Origin of the sequence: Chromobacterium sp. (assembly GCF_041912965.1) — a bacterium.
Classification (GTDB): Bacteria; Pseudomonadota; Gammaproteobacteria; order Burkholderiales; family Chromobacteriaceae; genus Chromobacterium; species Chromobacterium aquaticum.
In genome coordinates this window covers 26267-40759 of sequence record NZ_JAYSGF010000044.1, presented here as the reverse complement: position 1 = coordinate 40759, position 14493 = coordinate 26267, and the positions used below count along the sequence as shown (strand labels likewise).

Here is a 14493-nt window from a genome sequence, read left to right as displayed (position 1 = left end):
GTTGGCCGGAAACGATGGTGGCGCTGACCGCGTGGCGGAAGGCCAGATGCGGGAAGGAGCCTTCCGCGCCTAAACCAGGTAAGTCGTTCAATATTAGTTGCGCTTCAATAGGCATATTGCACGATGAGCACTCGCTGCAAAATGCTCATAAGCTCTTGATCATTCCACTTCTTCAGCTACAACGCCTTGCCTCATTCTTATCCCTCGAGACCTTGAACCGGTCCTCACAACCTCAAGCCCGTTTTCTTCAAAATCCGGCTGGAAAACAGCACCTCGTGGCTACGGCAGGCCTCGCCCAGCAAGGCGCGCGCGTCGTCCACCGCGGCCAGCACCGCCGGCCGCTCGCTGCCGTGCAGCATGGCGAACAGATTGTACGGCCAGCCCGGCTGGCGCGGACGGCGGTAGCAGTGGCTGACCGCGTCCAGGCCGCCCAGTTGCGCGCCCAGCGCGTCCACTTGTTCGTCGGCCACGTCGAACACCGCCATGCCGTTGGCGCGGTAGCCGATGGCGTAATGGTTGGGCACCGCGCCAATGCGGCGCACCACGCCCTGCTCCAGCCAGCGCGCCAGCTTGGCCGTCACTTCGGCCTCGGTCCAACCCAGTTGCCGCGCAATATCGCGGTAGGGCTGCCGGCACAGCGGCAGGCCGGCCTGGGTGGCGCGGATCAGCAGCCGGTCGTCCGCGCTCAGCGCGGCCGGTTCGCCCGCACACCGCGCGCCGGCGGCGGCGCCCACCGGGGCCGCGCCGCCCACCTGAAAACGCATGCCCACAAAGTATTCCCGCTCCTTGGGAAACAGGCTTACCGCCAGGCCGGTCACCAGTTCGATGCCGCGCCGGGCGGCGTCGATGGCGTCCGCGCTGTCCGCGGCCAGCACGAACCACATATTGAGCCGGTGTTCGCGGCGGTAGTTGTGCGCCACCGCCGGCAGCGCGTTGACGGCGGCGGCCACTTCGTCGAAGCGCGCTTCCGGCACCGCCAGCGCGGCCAGCACAAAGCGGCCGCCCAGGCGTTCTATCTGGTACATCGGCCCAAAGCGGCTGAGCACGCCGGCGTGCAGCAGCTCGCGCAGGCGCCGGATCAGGCTGTCTTCGCTGATGCCCAGGCTGCGCCCGGCCACGGCATAGGGCCGCGCCGCCAGCGGGAAGCCGCCTTGCAGCCGGTCTATCAGCCGCGCGTCCAGCGCTTCCAGCCTGTCTATCGCTTCAGGCGTATCCATAACAGGCTCCGGTTTGTTTGTAGCGCCGGGTGGAGCGCAGCACCGCCTGCGGCAGCCGTTCCAGCCCGTGCCGGTGGCGGATGTCGGCCAGCACGGCGTCCAGGCTTTGCGCATCGCGGGCGTGGATCATGGTGAACAGCTGGTAGGGCCAGTCCGGCGGCCGCGGCGGCCGTTCATAGCACAGGGTGACCGCCGCTTCCGCCGCCAGCGCCAGCGCCACGCGCTCGCGTTCGGTCTCATTGTCGATGCGCCACACCCACATGGCGTTGGCGCGATAGCCCAGTTCCCGGTGGCGCACCACCATGCCCAGGCGGCGGATGGCGCCCTGGCGCTGCCAGCTGGCGATTTGCGCCAGGGTCTGGGCTTCGCTCAGCGCGCATTGCGCGCCCAGCGCTTGATAAGGCCGCTCGGTCAGCGGCAGGCCCGGCGACAGCGCCGCCAGCAGGCGCTGGCGCTGGCCGGCGCCCAGGCCGGGGTCGTCCGCCGCCGCGGGCGCGTCCTGCGCCGCCGGCGCGGCATCGGGCAGGAAGGAGAAGCCCAGGTCGATGTGGTATTCGCGCAGCAGCGGCAGGTCCAGCGGGCGGATGCCGGTGGCCAGGCGGATGCGGCTCAGCGCCGCGGCGACGCCGGCCGAGGAGGCGGCGGCCACGACGAACCACAGATTGTAATGATGGTCGCGCCGGTAGTTGTGGTTGACCTCGCGCTGGCGGCTGACAAAGGCGGCCACTTCTTCCAGCCGCTGCGCCGGCACCGCCATCGCCGCCAGGGTGCTGTTGCCCACGGTATTGGGCGCGAACACCGCGCCGACGCGGGTCAGCAGGCCGGCCGCCTGCGCTTGTTGCAGCGCGGCCAGCAGCCGGGCTTCGCTCCAGCCCGGTTCCATGCCGGCGGCGAGCGCGGCAAACGGGCGCGGCAGCAACGGAAAGCCGCGCTGGCAGCCGTTGATCAGCCGCAGCAGGGCTGGTTCGGTATGCGGTAGCTCCATGTTCACATCCCGATGCGGCTGGCGCGCCAGCTGAAGAAGATGCCGGACGGACTCCGCGCCGGCAGTTCGCGCAGCACTTTGAGGCTGGCGGTGTCCACCACCACCAGTTTGTCGTCGTCGCGGCTGGACAGCCACACCGCGTCGCCGCGCGGGGTGAATTCCATGTGCAGGATGGCCTTGCCCGGCTTCAGGGTGGCGATCACGCTGCGCGTGGGCACGTCGATGACTTGCACCTTGTCGTTGTCCGGGAAGGCGAAATTGACCCAGACGCGCCGGCCGGACGGTTCCGCCATGGCGAACACCGGCTGGCCCAGCACCGGGATGGCGGCCAGTTGCGCCCAGCTGCGGTTGTCCGCCAGCAGCACTTCGTGGCGGCCGATGGCGGGCAGGAAGGCGTAATCGCCGGCCAGCGCCCAGCCGCGCAGATGCGGCATCTTGTACACCGGCAGCGGCTGCTGGCCACGGCCGTAGCCGGCCAGGATGCGGCGCACGCCCTGCTCCGGCCGCCAAGTGTCCAGCAGGGACAAGCCGTCTTCGCCGTACAGCCCGGCCAGGAAGTAGCGGCCGTCCATGCTGGCCAGGCCGTCGTAGGGGCGCTTGCCGGCGTCGCGGTAGCGGGTCAGTTGCGGCTGGGCCGGGTCGGCGGCGTCCAGCACGTCGATTTCGTCGGCGTCGAACAGCGCGTAAACGAAGCGCCGGCCCGGCAGGTCCGCCAGGCCCACCACGCGCGAGGGTTTGCCGTCCGCGCCCGGCGCGGCGGGCACCGAGGCCAGCGGCGCCAGCGTGGCGGCGTCGAACAGGCGCACGCCGCCCGGCTGGTAGTTTTGCGCGGCCAGCACGCGGCCGTCCGAGGAGATGGCGCCGCCTATGCTGTTGCCGGCCTGCACCACGCGCCGTTCCAGCCGCTGGCGCAGCAGGTCCACCTTGCTGATGGCGCCGTCGCGGCCAAACACGTAGGCGTAGCGCGCGTCGCGCGAGAACACCACCGAGGCGTGGGACAGATCGCCCAGCCCTTCCACCCGGCCCAGGCTTTCGGCGCGGGTATTGTCCACCACTTGCACGCTACCGCTGGCGCGTTCTATCACCACGCCCAGATCGCCGGTGCCGCGCAGCGCCGGCGCGGCGCAGCCGCCCAGCAGCGCGGCCAGCGCCGGAATCAGGGCGGCGCGCCCTGCTTTAACCAGTAAACCAGCCATATCGCTTCTTCTTCCGTCAGGAATGGCCGCCAGGGCGGCATTGGGGTGCCGGGCCGGCCGGCCAGGATCACGGCGGCCAGGCTGGCGTCGGGTTTGTCCTTGAGCGCCGCCGGCGTCAGCGGGCTGCCCAGCCCGCCGCCCAGGCTCAGCCCGTGGCAGGCGCCGCAGTCCTGGCGCACCAGGTGGCGCAACTGGGCCGCCCGCTCCGGCGCGGGGGCCGCCGGCGCGGCGATGGCGCTGCCGCAGCACAGCAGCAGCGCTACCGCCGCGCCGCGGATCAGCGGTTCAAGATCCATTGCACCATGGCCTTGAGATCGGCGTCCGGCACTTGCGGGTTGGGCGACATCGGCACCGGGCCAAAGCTGCCGGAGCCGCCCTGCTTCACCTTGTCCATCAGCTTGGCGGCGACGTCCTGCCCCTTGTACTTGGCGGCCACCTGCTGGTAGGACGGCCCCACCAGCTTGGCGTCCAGCGCGTGACAGGCCAGGCAGTTGTGCTGCTTGAGCAGCGCTTCCGGCGCGGCGGCCGCGGCCGGCAGCGCATGTAGCGCCAGGGCGGCGCAGGCCAGGATCAGGCTTGTTTTCATTGCAGTCTCCTCCGCCCGCCGGACCGCGCCCGGCAGGCGTTCTGGCGGGGTCAATAGATGTCGTGCTGGGTGTTGTAGACGTTGAACTTGCCGGTGGGGGTGACCAGGCGCGGGTCCTTGATCACCGCCTTGAGCTTGCGGGTCTTGTCGTCCACCACCACGATGGCGGATTGCTTGTCCTTGGCGCTCCACACCGAGAACCAGACTTCATCGCCGGCCTTGTTGTACTCCGGTTGCAGCACGCGCTTGGCGCCGTCGCTCAGGCCGGACCATTCGCCTATCGGCAGCATGCTGAAGCCCTTGTCCAGGTGCTTGATGTCGAACACCGCCACGCTCTGGCTGAGCTTGGCGTCCGGATTGAACACGGTGTCCACCCACAGATTGGCGGATTGCGGATGGGTCTTGATGAACAGCGAGCCGCCGCCCTGCCCTTTCAGCGTGCGCACCACTTTCCAGGCCTGGGCCTTGTGTTTTTCCGGATCGGTGCCCACCAGGCTGATGCTGTCGTCGCCCAGGTGGCTGGTGGCCCACACCGGCCCGTATTGCGGATCGGTGAAGTTGGCGCCGCGGCCGGGGTGCGGGGTTTTGCCCACGTCCACCAGCGCCGCCAGCTTGTCCAGCTTGGTGTCCACCACCGCCACTTTGTTGGAGGCGTTGGCGGCCACCATGAAGTAGCGGCCGCTGGCGTCGAAACCGCCGTCGTGCAGGAATTTGGCGGCGTCTATGGTGGTGGTCTTGAGGTTGGCCAGGTCGGAGTAGTCCACCATCATGATCTTGCCGGTTTCCTTGGCGTTGACCACGAATTCCGGCTTGTAATGGCTGGCCACGATGGAGGCCACGCGCGGTTCCGGGTGGTATTCGTTGTCCACCGTCATGCCGCGGGTGCCGACGATTTTCAACGGCTTGAGGCTGGCGCCGTCCATGATCACGTATTGCGGCGGCCAGTAAGCGCCGGCCACCGCCAGCTTGTCGTCGTAGCCGCGGTATTTGGAGGTTTCCACCGAGCGTGCTTCCAGGCCGATGCGGATTTCCGCCACGCTGTCCGGCTTGGCCATCCACAGGTCCACCAGGTTGATCTTGCCGTCGCGGCCGATCACGTACAGGTAGCGGCCGGATTTGGACAGCCGGGAGATGTGCACGGCGTAGCCGGTCTTGATCACGCTGACGATCTGTTTGCTGTGGCCGTCGATCAGCGCGATTTCGCCGGCGTCGCGCAGAGTGACGGAGAACAGGTTGGAGATGTCCAGCTGGTTTTCCTTGCGCCGCGGACGCTTGTCCACCGGCACTTGCACTTTCCAGGTGGCCAGCATGTCCTGCATGCCGAATTCCGGCGGGGTGGGCGGCTCTTGCTGCACATAGCGCGCCATCAGGTCCACTTGCTGGTCGTTGAATTCGCCGGAGGTGCCCCAGTTGGGCATGCCGGCCGGGGAGCCGTATTTGATGAAGGTTTTCAGGTATTCGGTGCCGCGCGCCAGGGTGATGTCCGGCGTCAGCGCCTTGCCGGTGGCGCCTTTGCGCAGCACGCCGTGACAGCCGGCGCAGCGTTCGAAGTAGATTTGCTTGCCGCGGGTGAATTCCGCCTCGGTCATCGGCGGGGCTTTGGCGTTGGCGTTCTGGTGCATCGCCTCGCCGGCGGGCGGGGCGGCGGTGTCCGCCCAGACGGGGGCCGCTGCCAGCGGCAACAGGGCGAGCAAGACGCTCTTGGTGAACAGGGACTGCTTCGGAGACTTCATGGTAGCGCTCCAGCGTTAGGAATAACCCTTTTGCGAGCATGATCATCCCGGACGCATACAGACAGCCTTGATTCGAATCAACGCTTGCCGGAGCCGTCCTGTCCGGTGACCGGGGAATCTTCCAGGCCCCAGTCGCCGTATTGATACCAGTCGTCGCCCAGCACTTCCGCCGGATGCTGGGTACGGCTGGAGCCGTTGCCGCACTGCAGGGAGTTGGCGGGGCAATAGAGGTCGCAGCCCCAGCAGATGCGTTCAGGATGGGCGGGGTGCAGCGGGAATTTTTTGGCCATGGAATCCTTCTGTGTTCGCGATGTTCATCATTTTCGAATCCGCTTCGCGGATGATGATTTAGGGCCGGTTCCGCCCGGCAAACGGAAAGGGAGATTTGCGCGGCCAAATCTCCCTTTACCCTAAAGGCCGCCCTGCAAGCCTGGCCTGCGGCTTCCCGCCGGGTCCCGTCAGGCCCGAGGCGCGGCTGAACTCGCAGCGCGCTAACGTCGCGCTGCTCGAACAGGCAGCCGCTTAAAACCTCGGGCCTGCCACCCGTCGGCAGGCTTGAAGGGAGCAGGGGCGCGTCGAATTCGTATTTGCCTACGTCTCTTAACCCGCCCCTCAGGAACATGAAAAAGAAACGGAACCATGCCATGCATAGCGCAGACGGACTTGGCGCGACATCAAACAATGGCCATTCAGCCCGCTAGAGCGGCTAACAAAATCCCTGAGGCAAGTCGGCCCAATGCGGCATCAGGGGTTTTGTTTGCCGAGCTCAGAACCTGTTCAAAGTCTCGCGAGCTAGAGCGAGACAAGGCGAAAACGGCTGAGAAAGCGGAATGTACATTCGGTACATGAGCATTTCGAAGACGTTTTCAACGCCGTATCGCCGACGCGCAGCAGACTTTGGGCAGGTTCTCACGCCGTCAGACTGGCATACAGCCTGGTCAACGCCTGCGGTAACCGCTCCGCCTGCCGCACCAGCGCATAACCATTGCGGCCGAACAAATGCGGCAGGTAGTCGCCCGCCTCCCGGTCTATGGTCACGCAGAACGGCGTCAGGCCGGCGCGGCGGGCTTCCAGCACCGCCTGGCGCGTGTCTTCTATGCCGTAGCGGCCTTCGTAGTGGTCCAGATCGTTGGGCTTGCCGTCCGAGATCAGCAATAGCAGACGCCGCTGCGCCGGCCGCTCGCTCAGGATGCGGGTGCACTGGCGGATGGCCGCGCCCATGCGGGTGTAGTAGCCGGGCCGGATGGCGAGGATGCGGCCGCGGGCGTCGTCGTCGTAGCGATCGGCGAAGTCCTTCAGGATCTGCAGCCGCACCTCCTGCCGCCGCAGCGAGGAAAAACCGTACAGGCCGAAGTCGTCGCCGCTGGCGGCCAGCGCCTCGGCGAACAGCAACAGGCTGTCGCGGATCACGTCGATCACCCGGCCGGTTTCGCCCAGCCAGCTTTCGGTGGACAGCGACAGGTCGGCCAGGGTCAGGCAGGCCAGGCTGCGTTCGCCCGGCGGCCAGTCCTGGTACAGCGCCGGCTCGCTCAGCGCCGCGCCGCCGCGTCGTTCCGCGAGGAAGCGGATCAGCCGGTCCAGGTCGATGTCGGGCCCGGCGGTTTCGCCGCTGCGCCGGCGGCGTTCCGGCGCCAGCGCCTGGAATTGCCGCCGCAGCCGGCGCGCCAGCGGCTGCAAGCGTTCCGGCAACGGGGCCGGCGCGGCATCGCGCGGCAGCATCGGCCGCAGCAGGCAATGGTCCTCCACCAAGCATTGCCGCTTCCAGTGCCATTCCGGCAGCTTGATGCCCGGTCCCAGCGGGGTGTCGTCGTAGGCGGCGGCCGGCAGGTCGAGATCGAAACGCAAACGGCTGCCACGGGTATGGGCGTCCTGGCCCAGGGTCAGCCGGTTCATGTCTTCGGCGGCGATTTCACCGTTGCCGTCATCGTCGTCGTCGTTGTGGCGGTTGACCTTGACGTATTCGTCCCAGGTGAACAGGCTCTCGGCGCGGAACACCATCAGCATGCCGTTCTTGCGCTGGTCCTGTTCCATGCGCCGGGCGCGGTAGCGGCGGCGTTGGCGCTGGGCGTCCTTGCCGCCGCCGCGTTCGCCGTCGGCATGGCGGCTGCCCTGCCCGCCCGCGTCCGTCAGCGGCGGTTCCGGGTGCAGCCACAGCGGCACCGGCTGCGGCGGCCGGCTCAGCGGCGGCAGTGTCACCGCTTGTTCCGGCCGGCTCAGCGCCGCCTGGATCGCGCGTTCCACCTCGGCCTCCGCCGGCGGCAGGCCGGCGGGCTCCGGCCGCTGCTCCAGCACCGCCGCCGCCAGCCGGCGGTAGAGGGCGGCCAGGCCGGGCATGGCCGCCAAGGCGCGCGCCGCGGCCAGGCGGTTGCGGCTCAGCCAGTCGCCGTCGCTGTCGGCCGCATAGGCGGCCTGGGCCAGCAGCCAGAAGTAGCAGTCTCGGTTGAGCGCAGCGCTGGGGAAACAGTCGATGCGTTCCGGCAGGTAGAGTGCCTGGCTGTCCTGCCAGGCCAGCTCCATCCGCGCGCCGGTGCCGGCCAGCCGCTGCAGCCAGCCGCGGCGCGCGCCGTGTTCGGTGCCCACGGTGGAGCGCAGCGCCAATGCCGGGTCGCCGCCCATCGCGCGGAAGAACAGCGGCGCCTGCGCCGTCACTTGCGCCAGCTCCGCCGCGTATTCCGGAAAGCCGCGCCGCGCCGCGCGCCGCGCCAGTTTGTCCCACCAGCCGCCGACGATGTCTTCCATGTCGCTCAGCCGGGGAATTGGGTCTGGATCACCGCCAGCAGCGCCGCCACGGTGTCGGCGTCGTCGCTCAGCGGTTCCGCCAGCGCGGTGCGGCAGGCTTGCCAGGGCGGCAGGCCGGCCTGGATCAGCTTGGCGGCGTACACCAGCAGCCGCGTGCTGGCGGCTTCTTCCAGGTCATAGCCGGACAAGCGCCGCAGCTGACCGGCCAGCGTCACCAGTTGGCGCGCCAGCGCCTCGCTGACGCCGCTTTCCCGCGTCAGCACGCCGACTTCCACTTCCGGCGGCGGAAAATCGAAGCTCATGGCGACAAAACGCTGGCGGGTGCTGGGCTTCAGCGTTTTCAGCACGTGTTGGTAGCCGGGATTGTAGGACACCACCAGCATGAAGCCCGGCGGCGCTTGCAGCACTTCGCCGGTGCGTTCCACCGGCAGGATGCGGCGGTCGTCGGTCAGCGGATGCAGCACCACGGTGGTGTCTTTGCGCGCTTCCACCACTTCGTCCAGGTAACAGATGCCGCCTATCCGCACCGCGCGGGTCAGCGGGCCGTCGCACCAGACGGTGGCGCCGTCGGCGATCAGGTGGCGGCCCACCAGGTCGGCGGCGCTCAGGTCGTCGTGGCAGGAGACGGTGATCAGCGGCAGGCCCAGCCTGGCCGCCATATGGGCGACGAAGCGGGTCTTGCCGCAGCCGGTGGGCCCCTTGATCAGCACCGGCAGTTGCTGGCGCCAGGCGGCTTCGAACAGTTCGCACTCGGCGCCCTGCGGTTGGTAAAAGGGCACGGGGATATCGAGGATTTCTGGCGCGTTCATCGGCATTCCTTCAGATAAAGCTGAGCAGCAGCGCGGCCGACACCAGCGCCAGCCAGCCCTGCACCAGCGCGCGCAGCCAGCGCGGCGCATGGCGCAGGCCCATATAGTGTTCCACCAGCAGCACGCCCTTGAACCAGGCCAGGCCCAGCGCGATCAGCGCCAGAGACGGCAGCCGACCGCCTTCGGCCAGCCAGGCCGCCAGCAGGGTCAGCCCGGACAGCAGCAGCCACAGGCCGATTTGCACAGATGGGGTGGGATGAGTCATGACGGCATGATGCCGGCGCGGCGCGGCGGCCGCCTTGATGCGAAATAAGGCTTTAGCGCCTGTTCAAAGGCTCGCGGGCAAGGGCGAGACAAGGCGAAAACGAGCGAAAAAGCGGAATGTGCTCGTGGTACATGAGCATTTTGAGCTCGTACTCACCGTGCAACGCTTCACGACGCGCAGCAGACTTTGAACAGGTTCTTAGGGAAGGAAGCGCGCCCCTGCCTTTGTCACGGGCGCGTCGGGCCAAGCTTGGACGGCGCTCAGTCGGCCAGAGTCAGCACCACCGGGGTGTGGTCGGACGGGCGTTCCCATTTGCGCGGCGCCTTGTCGATCACGCATTCCAGCGCGCGCGGCTTCAAGGCGTCGCTGACCAGGATGTGGTCGATGCGCACGCCCTTGTTGCGGCGGAACATCATCGCGCGGTAGTCCCACCAGCTGTATTGCTTCTCTTCCTGGTTGAACAGGCGGAAGCTGTCGCTCAGGCCCAGCGCGATCAGGCGGCGGAAGGCCTCGCGCTCCGGCGTGCTGCACAGCACTTGTTCGTGCCAGCTTTCCGGGTCGTACACGTCGCGGTCTTCCGGCGCGATATTGTAGTCGCCCAGCAGCAGCAACTGCGGATGGCGCTGCAGTTCGGCGGTGACGTAGCGCTCCAGATTGGCCAGCCATTCCAGCTTGTACGGATATTTGGGCGAATCCACCGCCTCGCCGTTGACGAAGTAGCCGCAGATCACGCGGATGCCGTTCACCGTGGCGGCGATCACCCGGCGCTGCTCGTCGCCGTAATCGGGAATGCCGCACACCACGTCTTCCAGCTCCAGCGGCGCGCGCACCAGGATGGCCACGCCGTTATAGGTTTTCTGGCCGAACCAGGCGGCGCGATAGCCGGCCGCTTCGATCTCGGCCAGCGGGAACACGTCCTGATCCATCTTCAATTCTTGCAGGCAGAGCACGTCCACCGGGCTGTCGGACAGCCACTGGATCACTTGCGGCAGGCGGACCTTGAGGGAATTGACGTTCCAGGTGGCAAAACGCATCAGCGGGCTCTCCAATAGTTTTTCAGGCAAAGGCCGACACCATAACCGCAGCGCGCGGCACTGCCAAGCCTTGCCCTGCAAGCGGCGCCAATGTTGATTATTTGACGCCAAATTAAACAGATTCGTTTAAACAAATAAACAACACCCCGGCGCGGCGGATTTGCCAACGCCGGAAACGCCGGCCTATGATCGAAATGTCGTCGTAACCGGAGCAAGTTCTTGACTATCAAGCACAAGCAGCACGACGCGCAACAGGCATTGTGCCCGACGCGCAACCCCAACCGTCCTCGTCTGGCACCGTTGACGCCGCCATTCTCGATGCGGACCCCCACCTTCCAGCACCGCCACACCCTGCAGCCGCTGCCGCCGTCCGCCAAACCAGAGCGGGACGACTGAATCTTTTTGCCGCGCGATCCGCGGCAAAAAAAAGGCGCCTCCGTCTGCACGGAGGCGCACAATAGACACTATATCAATCTACCCTGATATGCGTCTGGCTCGCTTGCTGCTCTGGAGATAACCCACTGAGCAAAAAATTAGAGCCACGGCGCTTCACAAGAGTTCCGGCGCAAACCGGATTATTTTTCCCTCGGCATAAAACGCTCGTTTCAAGCCGTCTCCACCATGCCGGAATGGCGCAGCAGCGCGTCGATCTGCGGGTCGCGGCCGCGGAAGGCGCGGAAGGATTCCAAGGCCGGGCGGCTGCCGCCCACCGCCAGGATTTCATCCCAGAAGCGCTTGCCGGTGTCCGGATTGGCGCCGCCGGCTTCTTCGAAAGCGGCGTAGGCGTCCGCGGACAGCACTTCCGCCCATTTGTAGCTGTAGTAGCCGGCCGAGTAGCCGCCAGCAAAGATGTGGCTGAAGCTGTTGGGGAAGCGGTTGTAAGCCGGCGGGAAGTTCACCGCCACTTCGCTGCGCACTTCGTCCAGCAAGGCCAGCCAGTTGCCCTTGTCGGCGTCGAAGCCGCTGTACAGCTGCAGGTCGAACAAGGCGAATTCCAGCTGGCGCACCGTGGCCATGCCGCTCTGGAAGTTCTTGGCCGCCAGCATCTTGTCGAACAGCTCGCGCGGCAAGGTCGCGCCGCTGTCCACGTGGCTGGTCATGCCTTGCACCACGTCCCATTCCCAGGCGAAGTTTTCCAGGAACTGGCTAGGCAGCTCCACCGCGTCCCATTCCACGCCGTTGATGCCGGCCACGCCCAGTTCGTCGACGCGGGTCAGCATATGGTGCAGGCCATGGCCGAACTCATGGAACAAGGTGATCACTTCGTCATGGGTGAACAGCGCCGGCTTGTCGCCCACCGGGCGGGTGAAGTTGCAAGTCAGGTAGGCAATCGGCGTCTGCACCTGGCCGCTCTTGCTGCGACGGCCACGTGCGTCGTCCATCCAGGCGCCGGAGCGCTTGCCGTCGCGGGCGTACAGGTCGAAGTAGAAGCTGCCGACCAGTTGGCCGTCCTTGTGGATGTCGAAGAAGCGCACGTCCTGATGCCAGACCGGCGCGCTGCTCGGGCGCACCTCGATGCCGAACAGCGTCGACACCACGCCGAACAGGCCGGGCAGCACCTTGCTTTCCGGGAAGTATTGCTTCACTTCTTGCTCGGAGAAGGCGTAGCGCGCCACCCGCAGTTTTTCCGCGGCATAGGCCAGGTCCCAGGCTTCCAGCTTGGCCAGGCCCAGTTCGGCGGCGGCGAAGGCTTCCAGTTCCTGGCGGTCCTTGACCGCGAACGGCTTGGCGCGCGCGGCCAGGTCGCGCAGGAAGGCGATTACTTGTTCCGGGCTTTCCGCCATCTTGGTGAACAAGGACAGTTCGGCGAAGTTGGCGAAGCCCAGCAGCTGAGCTTCCTCGCGCGCCAGCTTCAGCTTTTCGCGGATGATGGGGCTGTTGTCGCGGTCGGACGGGCCGAACTCCGATGCGCGTTGCACATTGGCCTGGTACAGCTTTTCGCGCAGCGCGCGGTTGTCGGCGTATTGCAGCACCGGGAAGTAGAACGGGAATTGCAGCGTGATCTTGTAGCCACTCTTGTCGTCGCCGGCCGCGGCGGCGGCGAACAGTTCCAGCGAATCCTCGGGCACGCCGGACAGTTCGGCCTTGTCCTCGATGTACAGGCTGAAGGCGTCGGTGGCGTCCAGCACGTTTTGCTCGAACTTGGCGGACAACTCGGCCAGCCGCGTCTGGATGACGGCGAAGCGCTCTTTTTCCGCCTGCGGCAATTCCGCGCCGGACAGGCGGAAATCGCGCAGATCATTGGACACAATCTTCTTGCGCGCCGCGCTGTAATCCGCGTGCTCCGGGCTGGCCGCCAGCGCCTTGAAGCGGGCGTACAGCTCCAGGTTCTGGCCCATCTCGGTCCAGAACTCGGATATGCGCGGGATGTTGGCGTTGTAGGCTTCGCGCAGCTCCGGGGTGTTCACCACCGCGTTCAGGTGGCCCACCACGCCCCAGGCGCGGCCCAGATGCTCGGTGGCGTCGGTCAGCGGATCGACAAAGCTTTCCCAGCTGGGCGCGCCCTGCTCCGCGGTCAGCCGCTTCACCGCGGCGCGCGCGGCGGACAGCAATTCGTCGATGGCGGGGGAAATGTGCTCCGGCTTGATCTCCGCGAAACGGGTCAGCCCGGAAAAGTCCAGCAAGGGGTTCTGGCTCATATTGGCATCCTGTGGGGGTATGATAGGAACTTTACCCGATTTCAGATGAGGACAGACCGATGAAAAGCAATATCCGCCCTTATGACGGGCATCAGCCGCAGATCCACGACAGCTGCTACATCGACCCGGCGGCGGTGGTCATCGGCGAGGTCTCGTTGGCGGAGGGCGCGTCGGTCTGGCCCTGTGCGGTGATCCGCGGCGACGTCAACGCCATCAGCATAGGCGAGAATTCCAATATCCAGGATTTCGCCATGCTGCACGTCAGCCACCGCAGCGCCGCGGACCCGGCCGGCGCGCCGCTGGTGATAGGTCGCAATGTCACCATCGGCCACCACGTCACCCTGCACGGCTGCACCATAGGCGACGAGGTGCTGGTCGGCATCGGCAGCATCGTGCTGGACCGCGCGGTGATCGAACCGCGGGTGCTGATCGGCGCCGGCAGCCTGGTGCCGCCCGGCAAGCGGCTGGAATCCGGCTATCTCTACCTGGGCAACCCGGTCAAGCAGGCGCGGCCGCTGACCGAGAAGGAACTGGCCTATTTCCAATACTCCGCCGAGCACTACCTGCGCGTGGCGGCCAAGCACAAGCCCAATCTGGAGGATTGAAGATGCAAGACGGCGCGGAAGAACTGGAATACGTCGGCTTCTGGCTGCGGGTGCTGGCCAGCCTGGTCGACACTCTGCTGCTGTGCCTGGTGCTGGCGCCGGTGATCTGGCTGCTGGCCCGCGGCGGCGGCGAAACCAGCCGCATGGCGGAAAGCGGCGACGGCTGGATGATGCAGGCCTTCATGCTTCAAGGCGGTTTCGAGCTGAGCCCGTTGGCCAGCCTGCTGATCAACTGGATATTGCCGGCGGCGGCGGTGCTGGCGTTCTGGTGGTTCAGAAGCAGCACGCCGGGCAAGATGCTGCTGGGCGCGCGCATCGTGGACGCCAAGACCGGCGCGCCGATGACGCCGATGCAGGCGGCGCTGCGCTATCTCGGCTACTTCGTGTCCTGCTTCCCCTTCATGCTGGGCCTGATCTGGGTGGGCCTGGACGCCCGCAAGCAGGGCTGGCACGACAAGATCGCCGGCACCGTGGTGGTGCGGGCCAAGCGCCTGGGCAAACAGCCTGTGCGCTTCGAGCAACAAGCCTGATTTTCCCTCGCGCCGCCAAACTCCGGCGGCGCGCTTTCCCTCCTCCTTGTTCCCTAATCCCGCGCGCAAGCCCCATCGCCTCTTTATTTCCAACTGCCATTAAGTACGGCAGAAAATAAAAACAAAAGTTATATAACTACAGGGCAGCCGCGGTT

The 14493-nt window shown here is 66.6% G+C and carries 15 protein-coding genes; 3 read left to right on the top strand and 12 right to left on the bottom strand.

The features are described from left to right. Positions 1 to 224: 224 nt before the first annotated feature. From ACE3QM_RS19330 to xth, 11 genes are all read right to left on the bottom strand, one after another. Complete coding sequence (locus ACE3QM_RS19330; RefSeq protein ID WP_374424149.1) at positions 225 to 1217, bottom strand: Lrp/AsnC family transcriptional regulator; 993 nt, start codon at positions 1215 to 1217, stop codon at positions 225 to 227. Next, complete coding sequence (locus tag ACE3QM_RS19325) at positions 1204 to 2202, bottom strand: Lrp/AsnC family transcriptional regulator (protein ID WP_048410849.1); 999 nt, start codon at positions 2200 to 2202, stop codon at positions 1204 to 1206. Before ACE3QM_RS19325 ends, ACE3QM_RS19330 begins: the two co-directional genes overlap by 14 nt. Positions 2203 to 2204: 2 nt before the next feature. Beyond that, a complete protein-coding gene (locus ACE3QM_RS19320; protein WP_374424146.1) occupies positions 2205 to 3398 on the bottom strand; it encodes a cytochrome D1 domain-containing protein in 1194 nt (397 codons plus the stop codon). Continuing rightward, positions 3359 to 3694 (bottom strand): cytochrome c, encoded by a 336-nt coding sequence (locus tag ACE3QM_RS19315; RefSeq protein WP_374424144.1) that lies wholly within the window; start codon positions 3692 to 3694, stop codon positions 3359 to 3361. The genes ACE3QM_RS19320 and ACE3QM_RS19315 overlap by 40 nt, the downstream gene beginning before the upstream one ends. Continuing rightward, positions 3676 to 3984 (bottom strand): c-type cytochrome, encoded by a 309-nt coding sequence (locus ACE3QM_RS19310; protein WP_048410852.1) that lies wholly within the window; start codon positions 3982 to 3984, stop codon positions 3676 to 3678. Before ACE3QM_RS19310 ends, ACE3QM_RS19315 begins: the two co-directional genes overlap by 19 nt. Before the next feature lie 50 nt (positions 3985 to 4034). Next, positions 4035 to 5717, bottom strand: a complete 1683-nt coding sequence (locus ACE3QM_RS19305; protein WP_269325976.1) for a nitrite reductase — start codon at positions 5715 to 5717, stop codon at positions 4035 to 4037. A gap of 77 nt (positions 5718 to 5794) precedes the next feature. Continuing rightward, positions 5795 to 6007: a DUF3079 domain-containing protein gene (locus ACE3QM_RS19300; RefSeq protein ID WP_048410854.1), complete on the bottom strand. Its 213-nt coding sequence runs from the start codon at positions 6005 to 6007 to the stop codon at positions 5795 to 5797. Between the two features lie 619 nt (positions 6008 to 6626). Beyond that, complete coding sequence (locus ACE3QM_RS19295) at positions 6627 to 8456, bottom strand: nitric oxide reductase activation protein NorD (protein WP_374424141.1); 1830 nt, start codon at positions 8454 to 8456, stop codon at positions 6627 to 6629. 5 nt (positions 8457 to 8461) lie between these two features. Further along, on the bottom strand, positions 8462 to 9265 hold the full coding sequence (locus ACE3QM_RS19290; RefSeq protein WP_374424139.1) for a CbbQ/NirQ/NorQ/GpvN family protein: 804 nt from the start codon (positions 9263 to 9265) through the stop codon (positions 8462 to 8464). Positions 9266 to 9275: 10 nt separating this feature from the next. Beyond that, the gene (locus tag ACE3QM_RS19285; RefSeq protein ID WP_048410857.1) at positions 9276 to 9530 is read right to left on the bottom strand and encodes a cytochrome C oxidase subunit IV family protein; all 255 of its coding nucleotides are present in this window, start codon (positions 9528 to 9530) and stop codon (positions 9276 to 9278) included. 260 nt (positions 9531 to 9790) lie between these two features. Next, on the bottom strand, positions 9791 to 10564 hold the full coding sequence (gene xth / locus ACE3QM_RS19280) for an exodeoxyribonuclease III (RefSeq protein WP_048410862.1): 774 nt from the start codon (positions 10562 to 10564) through the stop codon (positions 9791 to 9793). A 219-nt stretch (positions 10565 to 10783) separates the two neighbouring features. Between xth and ACE3QM_RS19275 the strand changes: the two genes are divergently transcribed. After that, positions 10784 to 10960: a hypothetical protein gene (locus ACE3QM_RS19275; RefSeq protein WP_156183916.1), complete on the top strand. Its 177-nt coding sequence runs from the start codon at positions 10784 to 10786 to the stop codon at positions 10958 to 10960. Between the two features lie 209 nt (positions 10961 to 11169). On the opposite strand, the gene ACE3QM_RS19270 is transcribed toward ACE3QM_RS19275, so the two are convergent. Next, positions 11170 to 13203 carry a M3 family metallopeptidase gene (locus tag ACE3QM_RS19270; protein WP_374424136.1) on the bottom strand — a complete coding sequence of 678 codons (2034 nt, stop codon included), beginning with the start codon at positions 13201 to 13203 and terminating at the stop codon, positions 11170 to 11172. A gap of 59 nt (positions 13204 to 13262) precedes the next feature. On the opposite strand from ACE3QM_RS19270, the gene ACE3QM_RS19265 reads away from it, so the two are divergent. Both ACE3QM_RS19265 and ACE3QM_RS19260 read left to right on the top strand, forming a co-directional pair. Next, on the top strand, positions 13263 to 13808 hold the full coding sequence (locus ACE3QM_RS19265; RefSeq protein ID WP_019104212.1) for a gamma carbonic anhydrase family protein: 546 nt from the start codon (positions 13263 to 13265) through the stop codon (positions 13806 to 13808). Between the two features lie 2 nt (positions 13809 to 13810). Further along, positions 13811 to 14338 carry an RDD family protein gene (locus tag ACE3QM_RS19260; RefSeq protein WP_374424134.1) on the top strand — a complete coding sequence of 176 codons (528 nt, stop codon included), beginning with the start codon at positions 13811 to 13813 and terminating at the stop codon, positions 14336 to 14338. Positions 14339 to 14493: the final 155 nt, after the last annotated feature.